General features: G+C 39.0%; 24 protein-coding genes and 2 tRNA genes. 22 read left to right on the top strand and 4 right to left on the bottom strand.

The features are described from left to right. Positions 1-200: 200 nt before the first annotated feature. Positions 201-1,622: an alanine/glycine:cation symporter family protein gene (locus tag MJY40_RS11080; RefSeq protein WP_317854304.1), complete on the bottom strand. Its 1,422-nt coding sequence runs from the start codon at positions 1,620-1,622 to the stop codon at positions 201-203. Between the two features lie 322 nt (positions 1,623-1,944). Between MJY40_RS11080 and MJY40_RS11075 the strand changes: the two genes are divergently transcribed. The 6 genes from MJY40_RS11075 to MJY40_RS11050 all read left to right on the top strand — a co-directional run bounded on the left by MJY40_RS11075 (position 1,945) and on the right by MJY40_RS11050 (position 8,344). Then, on the top strand, positions 1,945-2,814 hold the full coding sequence (locus MJY40_RS11075; RefSeq protein ID WP_317854303.1) for an amino acid ABC transporter substrate-binding protein: 870 nt from the start codon (positions 1,945-1,947) through the stop codon (positions 2,812-2,814). Between the two features lie 311 nt (positions 2,815-3,125). After that, entirely contained in the window at positions 3,126-3,800 is a 675-nt protein-coding gene (locus MJY40_RS11070; RefSeq protein WP_317854302.1) for an amino acid ABC transporter permease, read from the top strand. 210 nt (positions 3,801-4,010) lie between these two features. Beyond that, entirely contained in the window at positions 4,011-4,772 is a 762-nt protein-coding gene (locus tag MJY40_RS11065) for an amino acid ABC transporter ATP-binding protein (RefSeq protein WP_317854301.1), read from the top strand. Positions 4,773-4,937: 165 nt separating this feature from the next. Continuing rightward, the gene (locus tag MJY40_RS11060; protein WP_317854300.1) at positions 4,938-5,753 is read left to right on the top strand and encodes a hypothetical protein; all 816 of its coding nucleotides are present in this window, start codon (positions 4,938-4,940) and stop codon (positions 5,751-5,753) included. Between the two features lie 15 nt (positions 5,754-5,768). After that, positions 5,769-7,040 carry an Ltp family lipoprotein gene (locus tag MJY40_RS11055; RefSeq protein WP_317854299.1) on the top strand — a complete coding sequence of 424 codons (1,272 nt, stop codon included), beginning with the start codon at positions 5,769-5,771 and terminating at the stop codon, positions 7,038-7,040. Between the two features lie 35 nt (positions 7,041-7,075). Next, the gene (locus MJY40_RS11050; protein ID WP_317854298.1) at positions 7,076-8,344 is read left to right on the top strand and encodes an Ltp family lipoprotein; all 1,269 of its coding nucleotides are present in this window, start codon (positions 7,076-7,078) and stop codon (positions 8,342-8,344) included. A 180-nt stretch (positions 8,345-8,524) separates the two neighbouring features. Here MJY40_RS11050 and MJY40_RS11045 read toward each other — a convergent pair whose 3' ends face one another. Beyond that, positions 8,525-8,770, bottom strand: a complete 246-nt coding sequence (locus MJY40_RS11045; RefSeq protein WP_317854297.1) for a hypothetical protein — start codon at positions 8,768-8,770, stop codon at positions 8,525-8,527. A gap of 97 nt (positions 8,771-8,867) precedes the next feature. Between MJY40_RS11045 and MJY40_RS11040 the strand changes: the two genes are divergently transcribed. Beyond that, positions 8,868-9,071: a helix-turn-helix domain-containing protein gene (locus tag MJY40_RS11040; protein WP_317854296.1), complete on the top strand. Its 204-nt coding sequence runs from the start codon at positions 8,868-8,870 to the stop codon at positions 9,069-9,071. A gap of 98 nt (positions 9,072-9,169) precedes the next feature. Here the strand turns inward: MJY40_RS11040 and gltA are convergent, their stop codons facing one another. Further along, complete coding sequence (gene gltA / locus MJY40_RS11035) at positions 9,170-10,561, bottom strand: NADPH-dependent glutamate synthase (protein ID WP_317854295.1); 1,392 nt, start codon at positions 10,559-10,561, stop codon at positions 9,170-9,172. Between the two features lie 15 nt (positions 10,562-10,576). Further along, positions 10,577-11,431 (bottom strand): sulfide/dihydroorotate dehydrogenase-like FAD/NAD-binding protein, encoded by an 855-nt coding sequence (locus tag MJY40_RS11030; protein WP_317854294.1) that lies wholly within the window; start codon positions 11,429-11,431, stop codon positions 10,577-10,579. A gap of 230 nt (positions 11,432-11,661) precedes the next feature. On the opposite strand from MJY40_RS11030, the gene mazG reads away from it, so the two are divergent. The 15 genes from mazG to MJY40_RS10955 all read left to right on the top strand — a co-directional run bounded on the left by mazG (position 11,662) and on the right by MJY40_RS10955 (position 21,557). After that, a complete protein-coding gene (gene mazG / locus MJY40_RS11025) occupies positions 11,662-12,435 on the top strand; it encodes a nucleoside triphosphate pyrophosphohydrolase (protein WP_317854293.1) in 774 nt (257 codons plus the stop codon). A gap of 63 nt (positions 12,436-12,498) precedes the next feature. Further along, on the top strand, positions 12,499-12,774 hold the full coding sequence (locus tag MJY40_RS11020) for an HU family DNA-binding protein (RefSeq protein WP_317854292.1): 276 nt from the start codon (positions 12,499-12,501) through the stop codon (positions 12,772-12,774). 65 nt (positions 12,775-12,839) lie between these two features. Beyond that, a complete protein-coding gene (locus MJY40_RS11015) occupies positions 12,840-13,082 on the top strand; it encodes an RNA-binding S4 domain-containing protein (RefSeq protein WP_317854291.1) in 243 nt (80 codons plus the stop codon). Positions 13,083-13,288: 206 nt separating this feature from the next. Continuing rightward, a complete protein-coding gene (gene yabP, locus MJY40_RS11010; protein ID WP_317854290.1) occupies positions 13,289-13,561 on the top strand; it encodes a sporulation protein YabP in 273 nt (90 codons plus the stop codon). Positions 13,562-13,574: 13 nt separating this feature from the next. Then, a complete protein-coding gene (yabQ, locus tag MJY40_RS11005) occupies positions 13,575-14,171 on the top strand; it encodes a spore cortex biosynthesis protein YabQ (protein WP_317854289.1) in 597 nt (198 codons plus the stop codon). After that, a complete protein-coding gene (locus tag MJY40_RS11000; protein WP_317854288.1) occupies positions 14,107-14,436 on the top strand; it encodes an FtsB family cell division protein in 330 nt (109 codons plus the stop codon). Before yabQ ends, MJY40_RS11000 begins: the two co-directional genes overlap by 65 nt. A 118-nt stretch (positions 14,437-14,554) precedes the next feature. Beyond that, positions 14,555-14,628: transfer RNA gene (locus MJY40_RS10995), tRNA-Met, on the top strand. Positions 14,629-14,664: 36 nt separating this feature from the next. Further along, a tRNA-Val gene (locus tag MJY40_RS10990) sits at positions 14,665-14,737 on the top strand. A 345-nt stretch (positions 14,738-15,082) separates the two neighbouring features. Further along, on the top strand, positions 15,083-16,744 hold the full coding sequence (locus MJY40_RS10985; protein ID WP_317854287.1) for an antirestriction protein ArdA: 1,662 nt from the start codon (positions 15,083-15,085) through the stop codon (positions 16,742-16,744). A 69-nt stretch (positions 16,745-16,813) separates the two neighbouring features. Beyond that, positions 16,814-17,095 carry a DUF4314 domain-containing protein gene (locus MJY40_RS10980; protein WP_317854286.1) on the top strand — a complete coding sequence of 94 codons (282 nt, stop codon included), beginning with the start codon at positions 16,814-16,816 and terminating at the stop codon, positions 17,093-17,095. Beyond that, positions 17,092-18,273: a hypothetical protein gene (locus tag MJY40_RS10975; RefSeq protein ID WP_317854285.1), complete on the top strand. Its 1,182-nt coding sequence runs from the start codon at positions 17,092-17,094 to the stop codon at positions 18,271-18,273. Before MJY40_RS10980 ends, MJY40_RS10975 begins: the two co-directional genes overlap by 4 nt. 105 nt (positions 18,274-18,378) lie before the next feature. Continuing rightward, positions 18,379-19,128: a BRO family protein gene (locus MJY40_RS10970; RefSeq protein ID WP_317854284.1), complete on the top strand. Its 750-nt coding sequence runs from the start codon at positions 18,379-18,381 to the stop codon at positions 19,126-19,128. A 29-nt stretch (positions 19,129-19,157) separates the two neighbouring features. Next, positions 19,158-20,141 (top strand): DNA adenine methylase, encoded by a 984-nt coding sequence (locus MJY40_RS10965; RefSeq protein WP_317854283.1) that lies wholly within the window; start codon positions 19,158-19,160, stop codon positions 20,139-20,141. A gap of 20 nt (positions 20,142-20,161) precedes the next feature. Then, on the top strand, positions 20,162-20,812 hold the full coding sequence (locus tag MJY40_RS10960; RefSeq protein WP_317854282.1) for a hypothetical protein: 651 nt from the start codon (positions 20,162-20,164) through the stop codon (positions 20,810-20,812). Beyond that, complete coding sequence (locus tag MJY40_RS10955) at positions 20,805-21,557, top strand: DUF3849 domain-containing protein (protein WP_317854281.1); 753 nt, start codon at positions 20,805-20,807, stop codon at positions 21,555-21,557. Before MJY40_RS10960 ends, MJY40_RS10955 begins: the two co-directional genes overlap by 8 nt. Positions 21,558-21,578: the final 21 nt, after the last annotated feature.

Below are 21,578 nucleotides of genomic sequence, written 5' to 3'. Positions count from 1 at the left end.
GGTACCGCTTTTTTTGTGATATTGAGATACAATTCTTTTTGGTGGCAGTTCAAAACGGGCGCCCACATAGGGACGCCCCTACAAATGCAGCACATTTCATGCGTGTGTCATCCTGAATGCAATGAAGGATCTTGTTTTATGCCAACATAGTTCTAATTTCGATTTTGTAGAGCATGATGCCTTTTATTTTTTTGATTCATTTATTTCTCAATGGTTTCATAAGAAACAGGTTCTGGTGTTTTGCCAGCTTCCAACTCTGGTACAAAACGATCCCAGAAATCATTGAACAAACGGAAGATTTCTTTACGTTTCGCATAGATGAATACCAAAGTGATGATGACGTACATTGCAGACAAAACATCTGTAAATGCCCAAAGCAAATCTGCTTCCAAATCATAGAAAGCAAGTGCTGGGAACATAAAGTAAATCATATAGATTGGTGTCATTTTTTTGTTCCAAGCAGTATCGCCAAAAGCGTAGTTTACAGATTTGGAACAGCTATAGTACATACCAATGATGGTTGTCCAAGCAAAGATGGTGATTGCAATTGCCATGAAATATCCACCCAAATTACCGTAAGCCACTTTGAAAGCAATGGTAGTCAATTGACCACTGGTGATATCAGGGAAATCGATATAAGAATTGGTGATGATGATGGTCAAAGCAGTTACAGAGCAAACCACGATGGTATCCAGGAATACTTCACCCCAACCCCAAGAAGATTGACGAACAGGATGGTCTGTTTTTGCAGCAGCATGAGCAACAATACCATAACCAGTACCAGCATCGTTGGAGTAAATACCACGAGCAACACCATAACGCACCGCATCACGAGCAGTTGCACCAGCAAAACCACCTACACCAGCCATAGGTGTGAAAGCACTTTTGACAATCAAAGACAAAGCAGCAGGCACTTGGTCAATGTACATAACCAAAACACCAAGACCAGCAAGAATGTAAAGCATAGCCATAAAAGGCACTGCACGCTCCATAATACGAGCAATTCGTTTCAAACCACCAGCAATGGTCAAGAAGCAAGTAAGACCTACGAACACAACAGAAACGATAGGTGGAATTTGGAATGCTTCATACAAAGAACTGGTTACAGATTCAGTTTGTACTGCGTTTGTCCAAGGTCCAAAGATGAACACAAAAACAGCAAGAATGACAGAACCAGCTTTCCAACCCAAAGCGTTTTTCATAACGAAAGAACGGTCACAAAGATATTCATCCATGGATTTTTCATATTTTACACGGTATCTTTGACCCAAGATGATTTCACAAGCTTTGGTACTCATGCCCAAAAGACCAGAAACCCACATCCAGAAGATGGCACCAGGACCACCCATGGTAACAGCAGTTGCAACACCACTGATATTCCCTACACCAATGGTATTTGCCATGGCAGTACAAGCAGCAGCGAACCCAGAAACAGAACCTTCACCATCGCCACCTTTGAACATCTTAGCAAATGTGTTTTTGAAATGAAACTTGATTTTTTTCATGTAGTAAAATCTGAATTTGATGGTGAGATACAAACCTGTACCACCAACCACTACTGTCATGGGTGTTCCCCATAAGAAATCAGACATTGCCCATAAAAGGTCTAACAAACTTTCCATGTTATTTCCCCCTTAAAAATAATAGAGTAATTAGTTATAAATGCATTGCTATTTGAAACAGCTTATATATTGTAATATTTTTTTCATGTATTTGCAAGGAATTGTACGTAGAAATATACAAGAAATGCTGATTTTTGATGGTGGGACAAAATCTTGTTCATTGGATTTGTCAATAAGTCACAAAAAAAGTTGAATTCCATCTGAAAAATATTACTTTACTTTAGTGTGGTAGTGTGATACTATAATGAAGAAGCTGGAAACGACATCAAAAAAGGTATGTAACAGGTTATGTAAAAAGGTATGTAAGAAGGGGATATGAATTATGAAAAAATATTTAGCAATTGTATTGGCAATGGTAGTCAGCGTTGGTGCTTTGGCAGGTTGTGGTAGCAGTGCAACAGAAACAGCAACAGAAGCTCCAGCAGCAGAAGCAACAGAAGCAACAGAAGAAGCAGCTCCAGCAGAGGAAGTAGCAGAAACAACCACATTTGTTGTTGGTTTCGATGCAGAATACCCTCCATATGGTTACATGAATGAAGCTGGCGAATACGTTGGTTTTGACTTGGATTTGGCTGCAGAAGTTTGTGATCGTTTGGGTTGGGAATTGGTAAAACAACCAATTGACTGGTCTGCAAAAGATATGGAACTCAACAGTGGCGCAATCGACTGTATCTGGAATGGTTTCACAATGACAGGTAGAGAAGCAGACTATACTTTCTCTGATCCTTATGTAGACAACAGTATCGTATTCGTAGTAAAAGCAGATTCTGGTATCGTTGAAAAATCTGACTTGGCTGGTATGGTTGTTATTACACAAACAGGTTCTTCTGCTTTGACAGCTTTGACAAATGAAGAAGACAATGACGAAAACTTGGCTTTGGCAGCAAGCTTCTCTGCTTTGGAACAAACACCTGATTACAACACAGCTTTCATGAGCTTGGAATCTGGTGCTGTTGATGCAATCGCTGTTGATATCGGTGTTGCAAACTACCAATTGGAATCCCGTGGTGATATCTTCGTAATGTTGGAAGAAGAATTGTCCAAAGAACAATATGGTATTGGTTTCCGTTTGGGTGATACAGAACTTCGTGACACAGTTCAAAATACATTGAATGAAATGCTTGCTGATGGTACATATGATGCAATCGTTGCAGAATATGGTTTGGAAGACGTAATCTGTATGGGTCAATAAGTTCAAAATAAATTTTATGTAAGAAAATAATAAAGTAGGGGTAGATGTGACATGCATCAACCCCTACATTTTCTGCGTATTTGGAAAGATAGATTTTTGAAATGGATAGGTGAAACATAATTGCTTGAATGGTAATTTGATACAAACCAATGGTGGCTTGTAGAGTATGATGCCCACATCATATCGTAATTCGCAATTTTACGAATATATATTTTATGGGGTTTTGTAGGGGTGGGTTTCCATGCCCACCCGCATATTCAAACCATTATGTTTCGCCTATAATGAATGTTTACAGTAGAGAGGAAGATTTTATGACAACAGCAGAACTAATGAGCATTGTACAACAATTGGCAAGTGGTATGAGTGCTTCCCTTTTGATTTTTGTTTTGACTTTGCTATTTTCTATGCCACTTGGCTTGATTGTAGCCTTTGGACGTATGAGCAAATGGGGTATTGGCAAATTCAAACCATTGCAATTATTGGCTAAAATTTATATTTCCGTTTTGCGTGGTACACCTTTGATGCTCCAATTGTTGGTGGTTTATTTTGGACCATACTATGTGTTTGGTATCAGTATGCCAAGAACATATCGCTTTGTTGCTGTTGTTTTGGGCTTCTCCATCAACTATGCAGCATACTTTGCAGAAATTTATCGTTCAGGTATCGAATCCATACCTGTGGGTCAATACGAAGCAGCATCTGTTTTGGGCTATAGCAAATCCCAAACCTTCTTCAAAATTGTATTCCCTCAAATGATCAAACGTATCATACCACCAGTGACCAATGAAACCATCACTTTGGTTAAGGATACTGCAATGGCATTCGTTTTGAACTACACAGAAATGTTTACTTTGGCAAAACAAATTGCAGCGGCACAAACCACAATTGTTCCTTTGTTTGTAGCAGGCTTATTCTACTTTATTTTCAATGGTATTGTGGCAATTGTAATGGAAAAAGTAGAAAAACGTTTGGATTATTACCGTTAACTCAAAATCAGGATTTTGAGTTGTAGACATAGGTATAAAAGACGATTTCCTCGTGCAAGTGCTTTTACAAAGCACCTAGAAATCACTTTTGTCCTCATCGGAAGTAAATTCCGACTGCGGATTTAAGTCTGCGACGCTAAAATCAAAAGAAAGGATGGGTTTTGATGGGTTTGAATTGTTATAGATAACTCGAAATCAGGAGGAGTATATATGAAGGTATTGGAAATCAATCATTGCAATAAAAGTTTTGGCGATAATGAAGTTTTGAAAGACATTTCTCTTTCTGTTTCTGAAGGACAGGTGGTGTCCATCATTGGACCATCAGGTTCTGGTAAATCCACATTGCTCAGATGTGCAACCTTACTGGAAACCATGGATGGTGGCGACTTGATTTATTTGGGTGACTATGCCACAAAGATGGATGCAGAAGGGAAAGCACAATATGGTACACCAGCAGAACTCAAAGCAATCAAAAAACATTTTGGACTTGTGTTCCAGAATTTCAACCTATTCCCACACTATTCTGTGATGCGTAACATTACAGAAGCACCGATTCTCATTGGCAAACGCAACAAAGCAGAAGTCTATGCAGAAGCACGTGTTTTGTTGGAGAAAATGGGGCTTGCAGACAAAGAAGATGCATATCCATATCAATTGTCTGGAGGGCAACAACAACGTGTGTCCATTGCTCGTGCATTGGCAATGAAACCGAAAATTTTGTTCTTCGATGAACCAACATCTGCTTTGGATCCAGAGCTGACAGGTGAAATTTTGAAGGTCATCAAAGACTTGGCAGCAGAGCATATGACAATGGTAATTGTAACCCATGAAATGTCATTTGCAAGGGATGTTTCCAACCATATCATCTTTATGGATGGTGGTGTTATTGTGGAAGAAGGCAATCCAGAAGATGTCATCAACCATCCACAAATGGAACGTACCAAAGCATTCCTTGGTCGCTTCCAACAATAATTTTTATGTAAATGTCAATAGGGCTGTCATTTTGAGGTGGAGCCGAAGAATCTTTTATAACAAAAGAGAAGATCCTTCGTTGCACTCAGGATGACAGACTTTTTTGTATTATTTTGTAGGGGACAGTCTTGACTGTACCGAATTTTGTAGTATTTTGGAGGAAATATGGAACTATCATTTATCAAATGCAATCCAACTGAAAATATGACCATTTTGGTGGAAACACCAGTTGCAGAAGCTTTGCAACGAGAAATTGGAGAACAACTCATTTCTTATGGAAGTCTTTTTGCAGAGCAAGCGGGATTCATACAAACACCAACCAATCCAAAAGCAGCTGCATGTTTGCGTATGATGGGTGGAGAATTTTGTGGCAATGCAACTCTATCTTTGGCTGCCTATATATTGGAACAGAAAAACTTGCCTGTGGGTGGTGTGGAAATGTTGTCTGTGGAGGTCATTGGTACAAAGGAATTGGTGAATTGTCAAATGACCAAATTGGAAAAGGGCTTTTCTGGTTTGGTGGATATGCCATTGCCTTTGTTTGTAGAAAAAAGAACATTTTCATTAAAAAATACAAAATATACATTTCCTGTGGTTGGTTTTGAAGGGATTTCTCATGTTGTTGTCGAAAAAGAAGTATGGGGCAACAATTGGAAAGAGATGGCAGAGTCTGCAACAAAAGAATGGACAGATGCTATGCCAGAAGCCTTTGGTGTTATGATTTGGGATGCAAAAAACAAAACCTTAGACCCTTTGGTGTGTGTACAAGGGAGTTCTCTTGTGTGGGAAGGTGGCTGTGGCAGCGGTACATCAGCTGTAGGCGCCTATTTGGCTATGGACAAAGGGGAATCTATGTCCATAGAATGCAGACAACCAGGGGGTGTTATGGGCGCATCTGTGGAAGTTGTGGATGGATGTATTGCAAAGGTGCAAATGAAAGGCAATGTATTCGTTGTGGCAAAGGGGACTGTATATCTATAAATGGAGGATATCCTTATGGAACATAAAGAGGAACATGAGTATAAAGAAGGTTATAAATATAAAGAAGATTATAAATATAAAGAAGATTATGAATATAAAGAAGGTTACAATGAATATTTGATGGATGAGCATAAAGGCACAAAATGGTATGATAAGGGCTTTGCTGTGTGGCTATTGTTGATTTTGGTACCCATTGTGGGGATTCCCTTTATGTGGATCAAAAAGAAATCCTATGGTTTTGTGAAGAAAATTATTTTAACCATTATTTTTGTGTGCTGGATTTTATTTGGCATTGGATTTATTCCTGCTTTTGCAATTTCCTTTACAGAATCCTTTATTTCATCATATGAAGAAGCATCTGGTGGCACAAAACAAATGGAAATTACAGAAGAAGTAGAAGAAGTGAAAGAAGATGAATCTCAAACCATTGGTGAAAAAAATGCTTTGGGTAGAGCAGAATATAGTCTTGGCAATTGGTGCTATTCCAAACAGTCTTTGATTGAAGAATTGGAATATGATGGGTTCACAGCAGATGAAATTGCATATGCAATGGAACATTTGGATGTGGATTGGATGGAAGAAGCTGTTTTTTATGCGCAGGCAGATGTAGAAACCTATTATTATTCCAAGGCTGGTGTTTTGGAAGATTTGAAATGGGCAGAGTTTACAGCGGATGAAATTGCCTATGCAATGGAATCTTTGGTGGATGTGGATTGGATGGAGCAAGCAGTTTTGTATGCGCAGTATTGTATAGAAAATTGGGGCTATTCTGTTGCAGGAACCAAAGAAGAATTGGAATACAATGGCTTTACAGCAGAAGAAATTGCCTATGCAATGGAATCTTTGGAGGATATGGATTGGAAAGAACAAGCAGTCTCCTATGCAAAGGATTGTGTGAAATATTGGGGGTATTCCAAAGTAGGCGTGCAAGAAGAAATGGAATACTATGGTTTCACAGAAGAAGAAATTGCCTATGCAATGGAGTCTTTAGCTGATGTGGACTGGATGAAGCAAGCTGCTTCCTATGCAAAGGATGCTGTAAAATATTGGGTTGCTTCCAAACAAGGAATTATAGATGATATGGAATGGGAAGGCTATACAGAAGAAGAAATTACCTATGCAATGGAATCTTTAGGGAATGTGGATTGGATGGAACAAGCATCCCTTTATGCAAAAGATGCCATGAAATATGGCTCCTATTCCAAGTCCAATTTGCAACAACAAATGGAATGGGCAGGCTTTACAGCGGAAGAAGTTGCCTATGGTTTGGCAGCTGTTGGATATTGAGTGAAAAGGGGATACATTTGGAAAAGAGGATGGGTATGAAACAGAAAAAAAGATTGCAAACATATATTTGTGTGGGTATGCTTGGTGTGGCACTTTGTTTTGGCATGACAGCATGTTCTTCTGGTGTGCAAGAAGAAGCAGTAGGAGAATTGCCTGTTGCAATAGAAAAAACAGAAGCAATGCATTTTGTAGAGGAGTATATGGAAAGCTATTGGTGCTCCAAAGCGGGTCTGGAACAAGAAATGGCAAACAATGGCTTCACAGAAGAAGAAATTGCAGAAACTTTAGCACGTTTGGAAATGGATTGGATGGATCAAGTGGTGGCAGTTGCCTATGAATGTGTGCAATATTCCATGTATTCCAAAGCTGGCTTAGAAAAAGCACTGGGTGACTATCGGTTTACAGAAGAAGAAATTGCTTATGCATTGGATACCATTGACATGGATTGGAACAACCAAGCAGTGATTGTGTTGGAAGAAACCATAGCATTTGGTGGCTATTCTCAACCAATGATTGAAGAAGATATGCGTAGTTATTACTTGTTCACAGAAGACGAAATTGCCTATGCAATGGATACAGTTGCTGTGGATTGGTTGGAAGTTGTGGTACAGGCAGCACAAAGCACATTGGAAATGGGTGGCACTTCAAAAGCAGGTCTTATGGAAACTTTGAAAATGCGAGAATTTACTGATGAAGAAATCACCTATGCAATGGAACAATTGGGTGTAGTGGATTGGAATGCACAAGCAAAAATGGCAGCAGATTCTTTGTTGAATTATGGCAGCAATTCCAAATCTAGCTTGGCATTGCAATTGGAGCAAATGTATTTGTTTACACCAGAACAAGTGGCATATGCTATGGATTTGATTGAGGTGGATTGGAATGCACAGGCAGCAAAGGTTGCAACACAATATGTAGACTATTGGTATTGTTCCAAAGAAGGTGTGCAATTGATATTGGAAGAAGGTGGCTTTACAACAGAAGAAATTGCCTATGCAATGGAATCTTTGGTAGACTTTGACTGGATGGCACAAGCAAAGAAAGTTGTGGATGAAAACCTAACATATATGGGTTGTTCCTTGGCATACTTGGAAGATGATTTGACAACAAAGATGTTCACAGCAGAAGAAATTGCATATGCTATGAGCGATTTGGAAGATGTGGATTGGAATGCACAAGCAGCAAAAGCAGCATCTGAATGGTCAGATTATAACGAGTTTACCACAGAAGAAATGGTAGCCCGTTTGCTGGAAGATGGATTCACTGCTGAAGAGGCAGAGTTTGGTGCAAAATCAGTAGAATAAGAATGACTTGAATGGGTGGATTTCGTGTCTACCCATTTTTTGTTTGCGGTTGATTCGTGAATCGCCCCTACATTGTCACATAGTTTGTATTTGCACCTGTAGGGGAGACGTTACGTCTCCTGTTTTGAAAATAGGTATTGTAGGGGCGTACCTGTGTGTACGCCCTTTTTCATCTGAAAATCAAAAGTCATGTCGATTTTTGCAACTACTTCCTAGATGTTCAAATACCAAAAGAATTTGTTCGATTTGCTCAAAACATTCATTATCTTCTAAATAGTCATTTTCTAAAATCAGTTTGATTTTTTGCAAAGCTTGGTAACTAGCAGACTCAATAAGTTTATTTGCATCTAATTGTAGATTGGGGAAACAAATGCGTATTTCTTCTTGTTCTAGAATTTGTGTGAGAATTTCTTTGTATAAGTCCATAGACACCTCCTAAAATAATCTAAATATGGGGAATATATCCCCTTAATATCGTAGATTATAACCCCCATAATGAAACTTGTCAAGAGGGGGTTATACTATGATTATTTTTGATAGATTATGGGTTACTATGGAAGAAAAAGGGGTTACTACTTATCAATTAAGAGAAAAATGTGGAATTGATAGCAAAACCATTCGTAGATTGAAAGCCAATGAAAATATGGAAACCAAAACATTGAATAAGCTATGCACTGTATTGGGATGTAAATTGGAAGATATTGCGGAGTTTATAGGAGAATCATAAAATATATTGATTTTTGTAGGGGCGACCAGTGGTCGCCCGTTTTCATCCCACCACAAAGGAGTGATTCCATTGTGGTTTCACTCCTTTGTCATATCTATTTATTTATTTTGCAAATACTCGTCAATGGCAGCAGCAGCAGTCTTTCCAGCACCCATAGCCAAAATAACAGTAGCAGCACCTGTAACAGCGTCACCGCCTGCATAGATACCTTCTCTGGTGGTTTGGTTGGTTTCTTCATTGACCACGAAACAACCTTTTCTATTGGTTTCTAAGCCTTTGGTTGTGCTTCTAATCAAAGGGTTTGGAGATGTACCAATGGACATAACCACTGTGTCTACATCTACAACGAAATTGGAACCTTCCACAGCAACAGGTCTACGTCTACCACTTGCATCTGGTTCACCCAATTCCATACGCAAACATTCCAAACCACAAGCTTGACCATTGCCATCATCTAAAACTTGTACTGGATTGCAAAGCAAGTTGAATTCAATACCTTCTTCTTTTGCATGGTGGACTTCTTCCAAACGAGCAGGCATTTCTGCTTCAGAACGTCTATATACAATGTACACATTTTCAGCACCCAAACGTTTTGCACATCTAGCAGCATCCATAGCAACATTACCACCACCAACAACAGCAACACCTTTGCTATTGCGAATGGGTGTATCGTATTCAGATATGTAAGCTTTCATCAAGTTGATACGAGTGAGGTATTCATTTGCGGAATATACACCAACCAATGCTTCACCAGGAATACCCATGAAGGATGGCAAGCCAGCACCAGTACCGATAAACACAGCATCAAATCCCATATCATCCATCAATTCATCTACAGACAAAACTTTCCCAATAACCATATTGGTTGCAATTTTTACACCCAATTCAGCCAAACCATCAATTTCTTTTTGTACAATGGATTTTGGCAAACGGAATTCAGGAATCCCATACACCAATACACCACCAGCTTGATGGAATGCTTCGTACATGGTCACTGAATAACCTTGTTTTGCCAAATCGCCAGCACAAGCCAAGCTAGATGGACCAGAACCAATGACTGCAACGGTTTTACCATTTTGAGCAGGCATCTCTTTCTTTTCTTCCACATTTGCCATATACCAGTCAGCAACAAAACGTTCCAAACGTCCAATTGCAACAGCTTCCCCTTTGATGGCACGCACACATTTTTGCTCACATTGTGTTTCTTGTGGACAAACACGACCACAAACAGCAGGCAATGCATTGGTGGAAGTGATCACACGATATGCTTCCAAGAAATCGCCCTTTGCCACTTCTGTGATAAACTCAGGAATACGTACATTCACTGGACAACCAGAAATACATGGTTTGTGTTTGCAATTGAGGCAACGTGTTGCTTCTTCCATAGCCATTTCAGCAGTATAACCCATAGCCACTTCTTCGAAATTTTTGTTTCTTATGTCAGGTGCCTGTTCGGGCATCTTGATTTTTTCCAAACTCATATTTGCCATGATACAAAATCCCCCTTATTGAATCAAATCTTTTGCCAATTTATCCATACGACAAGCATGGTCACGTGTCAATTCTGCTTCTCTTGCTTTGTAAACAGAATTACGGTTCATGAGCTCATCAAAATCAACCAAATGACCATCAAAGTCAGGGCCATCCACACAAGCAAACTTGATTTCGCCACCAACGGTAACACGACAACCACCACACATACCAGTACCATCAATCATAATGGGATTGAGGCTAACAATGGTTTTGATGTCATAAGGTTTTGTGGTCAAACAGACAAATTTCATCATTGGAACAGGACCAATTGCGATAACAGCATCATATTGGTTGCCAGCATCCACAAGTTCTTTGAGCTTGTTGGTTACAAAGCCCTTTTCACCAGCAGTACCATCATCGGTCATCAAATAGAAGTTTGTGGAAACAGCCTTCATTTCTTCTTCCAAAATAACAATATCTTCGTTTCTAAAGCCAGCGATGACATCCACTTCAACACCCATACTGTGCAAAGCTTTTGCTTGTGGATATGCAATGGCACAACCAACGCCACCACCTACAACAGCCACTTTCTTCATGTTGTCGTATTCAGTTGCAACGCCAAGAGGGCCAACAAAATCCAAGATGGATTCACCAATTTCTTTTGCACCAAGAAGTTGTGTAGACAAACCTACTTTTTGAAAGATGATGGTGATGGTGCCTTTTTCTCTATCATAATCAGCAATGGTAAGAGGAACACGTTCGCTGAATTCATCTACACGAAAAATGATGAATTGACCAGCTTGTGCTTTTTTTGCGATGAAAGGAGCTTCGATTTCCAAGAGTGTTACGTTGGAGTTCAGCTCTTTTTTATTCACGATGGGAAACATAAACAAACATCCTTTCTTTCTATATAATTTTGCAATAAAATTTGATATTGAGATAAAAAATCAATCAGGTGGATTGACTGAAATTCCATCATAGGGTACAGTAAGAATAGTTGTAGGAGGTGGATTCCTAGAAACCCATCAAACTGCTCATATAGTATACCATAAAAAACAATTGAACAAAAGAAATATCATACAATTTTAGAAAAAATAGATGAATTTTGGAGGGCAATATGGAACAAAATAGAGATGTACAAGATTTGGTTGCTGTCATCAAACAATTGCGTGGTGAAAACGGTTGTCCTTGGGATAAAGTACAAACCCATGAAAGCCTAAGAGAAGCAATGATTGAAGAATCTTATGAAGTGGTGGATGCCATCAACAAAAAAGATATGGCAAACTTAAAAGAAGAATTGGGTGACGTTTTGTTGCAAGTGGTGTTTCATAGCCAGTTGGCAGAAGAAGTAGGTACATTCACTTTGGAGGATGTTGTAGAAGGGATTTGCAACAAAATGATTTATAGACATCCACATGTGTTTGGAACTGTCAATGTGGATACAGCAGACGAAGTTCTAATGAATTGGGAGAGTTTGAAGAAAAAAGAAAAGAAAATCGCCACCCAAACACAGGTGATGCGGGGGGTTCCAAATGCGTTGCCAGCACTGACCAGAGCTCAAAAAGTCAAGAAAAAAGCAGCTGACGTTGGTTTTGATTTTGGAACACCAGAAGAAATTTGGGCAAAAGTGCTAGAAGAAATGGGAGAGTTTCAAGAAGCTGTGGACAAAAATATGTACACAAAAGAGGAAGAATTTGGAGATATTTTGTTCGCAATGGTAAATATTGCAAGGGTTTACAAAATAAATCCTGAGTTTGCCTTGACAAAAGCCACTGAAAAGTTTATAAATAGATTTGAACGAATTGAGGAAGGGCTTCTTTTTGAAGGCAAACAGTTTACTGATTGCACAAAAGAAGATTTATATTCTCGTTGGGACAAGGCTAAACAATAAACAACCCATGTCCAATGCAATTCGACATTAGGATGATTGATAATTCAAGGAGGAAATGAAAAAATGAACAAATCTGATTTAGTAGCAGCAATCGCAGAAAAAGCGGAAATGAGCAAAAAAGATGCTGAAAAATTTGTGAAAGCTTTTGAAGAAGTGATAACAGAAGAACTTACAAGCGGTGGTAAAGTACAATTGGTTGGTTTCGGTACATTTGATGTTGCTGAAAGAGCTGCTCGTGAAGGTAGAAACCCTAAAACAAACGAACCAATGCCAATTCCTGCTTCCAAAGCACCAAGATTCAAAGCTGGTAAAGCGTTGAAAGATGCAATCAACAAATAATTTTGGAATTACAATGCGCCTTTTCTTCGGAGAAGGCGTTTTCTTTTTAGAAAGGAGATCTGAATATGCGTGTAGATAAATTTTTGAAAGTATCCAGAATCATCAAAAGAAGAACCATTGCCAACGAAGCCTGTGATGCTGGACGTGTGCAAATCAATGACAAAATCGTAAAAGCTGGTGCAGAAGTCAAAGTTGGCGATATCATCACCATCCAATTTGGCACCAATATCACAAAAGTAGAAGTGACAGCACTGAAAGAATCCACCAAAAAAGAAGATGCAGCCCTGATGTATCGAGCAGTACAATAACAGCGAATATGTTTGCAATAATCACAATACCACAACGCATATATTTGCAGCAACCGTAATACCACATGCATATATTTGCCACCACTGTAGGGTAGGGTCTTGACCCTACCGTCAGGAATTGCCACAAACCATATATTCGCTACATATCTTCATAAATCCAAGCATATATATATCCTAGAGACTTGGATGACAAAGGAGATATGTATATGGCAGAAAATAAAACGAACCATCATCATTTTGTGCGTATGGAAAATCGTGAAGAATTGCAAATTGGTGGAGTACAAGAGGTGATTTCCTTCGATGAAGAAGGTGTTATGATGGAAACGATATGTGGTTTGCTATTGGTGAAGGGTTTGGGGCTTCATATGGGCAAATTAGACTTGTCTGTAGGGGAAGTGACAGTAGAAGGTACCATAGATACCCTTACCTATACAGAAGGCGGTGCAAGCGGTTCCTTCTTCAGTAAGCTATTTCGCTAAATGAGGTGATACTGTGATTTTATCCTTGGAAACACAGGTACAATTCTTTTGGTGGATGGTGGTTTTGGGTGGTGCTTTGGGCTTGGCTTATGATGGTTTGCGTATTTTGCGTTCTGTGGTGCCACACAAAGGATTTCTTGTGCAATTGGAAGATGGTATCTTTTGGTTGTGTGCAGGATTTTATTCCTTTTGGGTGATTTTGCAAAATCATTCAGGTGAAATGCGATTCTTTGTGATGCTGGGATTGTTTGGTGGTATGGTTATATATTTTAATGGTTTGAGTCATGGTGTCAGGTGGCTTGGTGAAGGTTGTTTGGGTGTTTTGCAAAAAATAATATTTCTTATATTGGAAATTTTGTGTACACCATTTCGATTGGTATATTTGTTGATTCGTATGCCACTACAAAGAATTGGCAGATTTTGCGATAAAAAACGTAAAAAATGCTTGTACTTTTGCAGAAATTATGCAAAAATAAAACTAATTGGAGTGGGTGCAAACGGGAAAACCTTTGTGAAACGAAAACTTAGATTTGGAGAAAAACCATATGAGCAAAAGACAAAATCAACCACAAATAAGAAATCAAAATCAACATCAAAAAGGAAAACGTAAACGTAGTATATTTTTGCGTGTTTTTTTGGTGATGTTCTTTTGTGCTGTGGGTATTGGTTGCTGGGGAGAATACCAAGAATACCAAACCATTCAAGAACAACGACTTGCAGTTGAAGTGCAAATGAAAGCAGAAGAAGACAGACAAGCAGAGTTGGAAGCAAAACGAGAATATTATGAAAGCGATGCTTATATTGCAGAGGTAGCAAGAGAACAGTTGGGTCTTTTGAAACCAGGTGAAACGGTGTATGTGAATCGCAGCAATTGAGTGTAGATATGTGTGTGTTTGCATAAAACAACTTTGTAATTTCGATTTATTCACCAAAATATGAAAAAAGGTATTGACAAAATCATCTGGACTTTTTATAATAATAAAGCCGAGTTGAGGCGGAGTAGCTCAGTTGGCTAGAGCACACGGTTCATACCCGTGGTGTCAGGGGTTCAAATCCCTTCTCCGCTATTTCGACAAATAATTGCATATTGTTTTGCAATGTATGGGAGTTTAGCTCAGCTGGGAGAGCATCTGCCTTACAAGCAGAGGGTCACAGGTTCGAGCCCTGTAACTCCCATAACATGAAATACGCAAAATAGATGTCATCGGCAGAAATGCCGATGATTTCGGCGTTTCTAGGGTTTTTTATCTCAAAAAAAGCCGTTTTTTAAAACATCATTTTCATAGATGTCATATTGCATTTTGCATACTACCACTGTATTTGAACCGATACAGTGGTTTTTTTGTACCCAAAATATAGAAACAAAACAATTTTAAATAAAAATTATCAAACCTAAAGAGCTGTTAAGTGTGAGGTCAACTATCCTCAACCTAACAGCTTTTTTTATTTCTCGGAAGGAGGATAGCAATGAATAAAGAACACAAATAAAATAACTACTGAACGAATAAAGGAGGAATTTGAATGAGATTACGAATACAACAACCAACAACAAAAAAGCAAATGGAAATCACCTTGCCAGCTACTGAAAAGCAACTGCAAACATATTGTGATGAGCTTAGTATCGACAACAATATGCAGAGCAGAACTATTGTCACAGAGATACCATTTGAGGATAAAATGAACACCATTCTTACAGGCAACCAATATAACCTCACAGAACTCAATTTCTTATTTCAAAGCGTAGATAGATTTACAGATGAAGAAATGAAGGTCTTTTATACGGTAGCGACAGCGAAAAACCTAACGGACATTAAGGACTTAATCAACCTGAGCTTTAACGAGCAGTGTTACAGCGTTGTGACCGATTTCAGCGACATTGATAGGCTTGGCAGAAAGTTATACCTCAACGAGAATGGAGCAGCGAGCGAGGAAGAATTGCAGAGTGTAGACGGGCAACAATATATCGAAAAAATGATTGCAGACAATCCCAATCCTTTGGTATCACCTTATGGTTTGGTATATCCGAATCAAAATCAATCGCAAGACATTTATTTTGGCAAGGCATTTCCTCAATATCTAAATGGATTTAAGGTTTTCGATGTGGCACTGAGAACCGATACCAGCGAGGAATATTTGGACTTGCCTTGTGAAGAAAGTGAAATTCAAAAGGCAATGGAGAGACTGGAAGTGGCGAGTTTAGACGATACATCCATCACGATTTTATATCACAACTTGCCCGATAAAATAGAAGATATTTTACATGAAATAGAATGCGATTTGCAGCCACTTAATGAGAGTGCAAAGACCTTGCATCAAGTGGGTGAACGAGAGTATGACTATCTGGAAAAGCTTGCTATTATGACAAAAATCAATACGGTTCAGGAGTTGGATACTCTGTGCCACTGTATGCACGAATTTGAGGTATTCCCAAACATCCACACACCAGAAGCCTATGGGCAGTACATGATTTGCGACAGTGGACGTTATGAATACGATGAAAACCTTGAGGAATACATCGACTTCAAAAGATATGGCGAAAATCGTATAGCGAATGAAGTTGGTACATTCACAAAACAAGGCTACATGACATACATGGGTTACAATCCAGAAATGGCTGAAATACTAAATCGAAACCTCAACATGAATATCCAGAATCAAACGTACAGTGAAACATTGAAACTGTATATGCCACTGAAAGTCGTCACTTATGAGGAAGAAAATGATTGGGGACAGTATGAAACTTCTGATTACGAAGAAGAATTAGACAGCTGTGAATTGTGTGGTTACGAAGATGAATTGGAGAATTTCATCAAGTCTTATGGCGATCACATTCCAGAAGAACGAGGGTTGATGGAATATTATGATACAAAGGATTCGGTCAATGCAAAGGTGGAAAGTTTCAAGTTTGAATTTGAACAGATGGATGGCAATGTATATGGTGTGGCAGCTTGCGAGTTGAAAGCACCACTGGATGCTACGGAAATGGCTACATTGAAAGAGTATATCACAGGTCAAGCGAGTGATGGTTTTGGTGAGGGATTGGAGCAAGAGGATTTTAACTTATGTGGTCGCAATGTGAATATCAGCCTATGGGATATCAACCGATATTTTTTACGAACTGCTGAAGAAATGGGTTTTCGTGAGCAGGTACAAAGAGATGAATTTGATATGATGATGCAATAAAAAAGCAACTGGAAATTATATTAGTGTCGGCAGAAATGTCGGCACTTTTTCTATGTCAGGAGGTAAATAATGAGAGGATTTCCAACAGAAAAACAAGTAGAAAAAATCAAAGCAATGTACCCAATTGGTACAAGAATCAAACTGATTTCAATGGATGATCCATACAGTCCAATTGAAGTTGGAACAGAGGGCGAAATTACAGGCATCGATGATGCTGGAACATTTCTTATGAAGTGGGACAACGGAAGGACATTAGGTCTTATCCCATTCGAAGATAAATTCGAGGTTCTGTCAATGCCAGATGAACCAGTGGCAACACAATCAAGGGGAATGGGAGGTATGAGTCTATGAAACTAGACATTACCCTATCCAACCCAGAAACCAAGCAACGATTGGACATTGATTTACCAGCAAAGTATGGTGTCATCGAAGATGCACTGCTTCGTCTGAATTGTGATGAAACGCTTAGTGCTAGTGGAAGAATTTTAGATGGCTACAATCGAGGAATAGTAGCTTTCTACTTTGAAAAGTGCAATGTTTTTGAATTGAACTACTTAGCAAGCATGATAGAAAACTTTGAGTATGATCAAAGTAGCCAGTTCATTGGTGGCTACTTCATTATGGATCAGAAAGAGCCGATGGATGTTCGCAAAGCCATCAATCTTGCAATGAATATCCAAAGTAACAACCTTGTAGTATCTCAGCCAGCAATGGACGAATATGACTTGGCAAAGTTTTATCTCGAGAATGACTTGATTCCAGAAATTGCAGGTGTCAATGATGAAGTTTATGATTGGATTGTGGAACACGCAGATTTACAGAGTCTTGGCGAAGAAATTTCCCAGAAAGAAAATGGCACCTTCATCAGTAGCGATTATGTCACGATGGAAGAATTGGAAAGTTTATATGAAGGTGATATGCGAATGCCAGAGAGCGAAACCTATATTTTTCAATTGGAAGTTGGGGTGCAAACAGAGCAAAAAAATGATAAAAGATATACCTTGCAACTGCCAACAAGCAATGCGGAGTTTCGCCAGATGATGAATGATTTTGATGTGACAGATGTAGTAAATTTGAGGTGTTATCAATTTGCAAGCATAGTGCCGCAATTAGAAAATATGGACTTTGGGATGGAGGATATTAAAACATTGAACGAACTGGCAGCATCCATTTACTGCTTCAAAGAACTGAATGAATTAAACACCTATAAAGCGATGGTGGATGCAACAGAATCTGTGAATCTGGAAACTGCACATCAGCTTTGTGAATATGTGGGTGAGTTTACATTGCAATCAAAGGATAGAAGTTATGCCGATTATGGAAGGAGTAGATTTCAAAATGTGTTGCCAGATGAACTATTGGAATGTTTGGATACCGAAGATTATGGTAGAAAAATTGCCGAGAAAAATGGTGTGAGTATGACCAGCTATGGGGTGTTGGCTCCCAGAGATGGAGTGCCACTGATGGAAAAACTGACACAACCGAAAGTGGTGCAATCCCAAGGAGTGAAAATGGAACAAAGTATGTAAATAGAATAGTAAGCAGAATAGTAACCCATAAGACCGTGTGTTTCGCTGTACCCAACAGCAAAGCCGCGGTCTTTTTTTATTTCAAGGGAATGGAAAGGAGTAGACATGAACGAATTACAGATATTTCAAAATGAAGAATTCGGTGAAATTCGCACAACAAAAGATGGGAAAGGAAATATACTGTTTTGTGGCACAGATGTAGCAAAAGCATTGGGATATTCGGTTCCGACCAAAGCAGTCAATACACATTGCAAAGGGGTTTCCAAAATGGAAGCCCCTTCAAAAGGCGGAAATCAACAGATGTTATTTATTCCAGAATCCGATTTGTATCGTCTGATTGTCAAAAGTAAACTGCCTTCTGCAGAACGATTTGAGTGTTGGGTGTTTGAAGAAGTTTTGCCTTCCATTCGCAAATATGGCGGCTATGTGACAGAAGAAACCCTAACAAGCATCTTCAACAATCCAGACAACCTACACGTTTTTCTGGCAAATATGCTCAAGGTATCTGAGGAAAATAGAAAGCTGAAACAAGAGGTTGGTGAGTTGCAAACCAAAGGCGAATACTTCGACAACTTGATAGATACAGGGTTGTCAATCAACTTCCGAACCACTGCAAAAGAGATTGGTGTGAAGCCGATGTTCTTAATTCATTTTCTGTTGGAGAATAAATATCTTTATCGTGATGTAAGAAAAGTTTTACTTCCCTATCAACATCATGTGGAAAGGGGACTTTTTGAAATTGTGGAGTTTTGCAGAAATGGACATACAGGTGTACAAACCTTGGTGACAACAACTGGTAGGAATTATTTTTTACAACTGTATTTAGATGGTGATATGGATGTTGGTGAGAATTGAAAAAAGATAAAAGCTGAGGTGATTTTTATTTGAAAAAAAGTATTATAGCATGGGTGGGTGGCAAGTCGAAGCTCATGTGGATCATCAATCTTCTGGCACCAAATCGATACGAAAGAAGCATTGACGTATTCGGTGGCAGTGGCACTGTCACGTTGAATCTTGCGTGTACCACTGCAAATCTTCGTGTGTACAACGATTTCAATGGGAATCTCGTAAATTTGATGCGTTGTGCAAGAGATAGACCATTGGAGCTCATTCGTGAGATTGGTTTTTTGGCACTCAATGCACGAGATGATTTTGAAATGTACAAAAAATTCATAGAAAAGGATGAGTTCTCGGAGTATGACCTAGAAGAAGAACTGAAACTGACGGAGATTATGTTTGAACAGCCAAAAGCGAAGGAATTGAAAAGGTTGCTCATCAAACAAAGCGAGGAAAAAGACATCAAACGTGCTGCAGCATATTACAAGTTATTGAGATATAGTTTCAATGCAAATGCAGATACCTTTGGTGGAAAGAAATGTGACGTGCGTAGGTTTTTTGTAGACATCTGGAATTTTTCTAGAGCCTTCAGGAATATCACAATCGAAAACAAGGACTTTGAAGCACTCATCAAGCAGTACGATAGAGAAATGGCGTTTATTTACTGTGATCCACCATACTATGATGCGGAAAGTTTCTACAAAAATGATGTGCCATTTACAAAAGAGGATCATGTCCGCTTGCGAGATGTGTTGCATGAAGCAAAAGGGTATGTGATGGTGAGTTACAACAACGTACCAGAGATTTTAGAACTATACAAAGATTTCTATATTTACCATACAACCAGATCCCATTCCATGAGCAAAAAGAAAGGGGAGGTTTATGAAGAATTAATTATTATTAACTACGATATAACGAAATATGTGAACAACGGAAGCTACCAAATGCAATTGTTTGGTGGCTTTTCTTCTGTTCAAAATGAAGGAGAATATTCTTTGCTACATTCTCCAAGTCAACCATTAAGAAGATGAAGAAAGAAAGAGGTATCGAAATGAAGAAAAATAAACAAGAAATGACTATGCAACAAGAAATGACTACAAAAACAAAGTTCAGTAACGAGGTAACAGTGCAGATTTTTGATGCTGTGATGCTATTGCGTAACACAAATTTGACAGCATTGGAGATGGTGGAGATCATTTCCACGTTGGAAGATGTATTAAGCCAATACCAACGAGATCTTAATCACAACCTTTGCGGTTTATTTTCCCATCATCCTTACCAAAAATCCTCACCGATATTTCCGATATCGCCTGCGGTTTTTGGCAATTATGATGAAAAAATCTCCTCGCAAATTTTGCAATCAGAACTCATTGGTATTGTCTTGGACGATTTATACAATGCACTGGTCGAAGCATTTCCGCAAGATGAACTATGCGATGATTGTGCTTTCTGTGATGGGTATTTGGAAGATAACGTCAATGTACCTGATTGGGCAAAGGTTGAAGCTGGCATTGCACCAGATGCCAAGCTGTTTCTTTGCGTAGAAGAAGGTAGCGGACACATTATGTTGGAGCCTACGGAATACAAACATGACATTACGGATATTGACGAAGATATGCGTATGCGATTGGTGGATATGGGGATTTGTCTTGGTGAAATGAACGAAAGCATTATGGACGAGGAAGTGATTTATCGTGGGTAAAGCATTTGTGGAAGTATATCCCTATTCTCGTAATGAGGTAAAACGATTGGAAGAAGTGGAACGATGGGAGCAAAGCCATCAAGAGAACATTGCTTGTAAAAATTTCATTGAGAAAACCATTGCGGATAATTATAAGGATAATCGTTTGCATCAAGATTCAGCCAATGAGGTGATTGAGCAGTTCGGTTACAAACGCACTGCCTATGTATTGGCAAACTCCATCAATCACAAAAGTAGCGATGGCAGATTTTCTCGTGGAAACAAAGAATGGGCAAAGAATGTATATATTCCAAAAGAGAAAGACCATTTGAATGCAGACTTTGCAGTGGACTCACACCCAACTTTGCTGGATGGTTTGGTAGGTCAATACCATCGTGCGTATGACAAGTTGGAGATGTTCGATATTTCTCAAATTGATATGGAAGATGGATATTATGAAGGGAAAGTCATTGCGGTGATACCAACGGAATTATCAGAAGAATACTTCAACCAAAGGGATCAAATTTATGTTGCAACCAGTGGGTTTGGCTGTGAACCAGATAAGGTTGGTCGAGCGGTATTTGCCACCTGTCTTGGTGATGGAGTTAGGGTTCGATGGGATAGGTCACAAATCTTAGGAGTGATCAAAGAGGAATATATTCCAGAGTATGCCAAGCAGAAGTTGGAAGAATTGGGCTATGGAAATGGTGTAGAAGGAGTTCCAGATATTCCAATCAAATCAAATTCTCATGAACAAAGTTTTTAAGAACGAAGCAAGGGTGAACCA

Origin of the sequence: Chakrabartyella piscis (genome assembly GCA_030067835.1) — a bacterium.
GTDB lineage: Bacteria > Bacillota > Clostridia > Lachnospirales > Anaerotignaceae > Chakrabartyella > Chakrabartyella piscis.
This window is presented reverse-complemented; position numbering and strand designations above follow the sequence as displayed.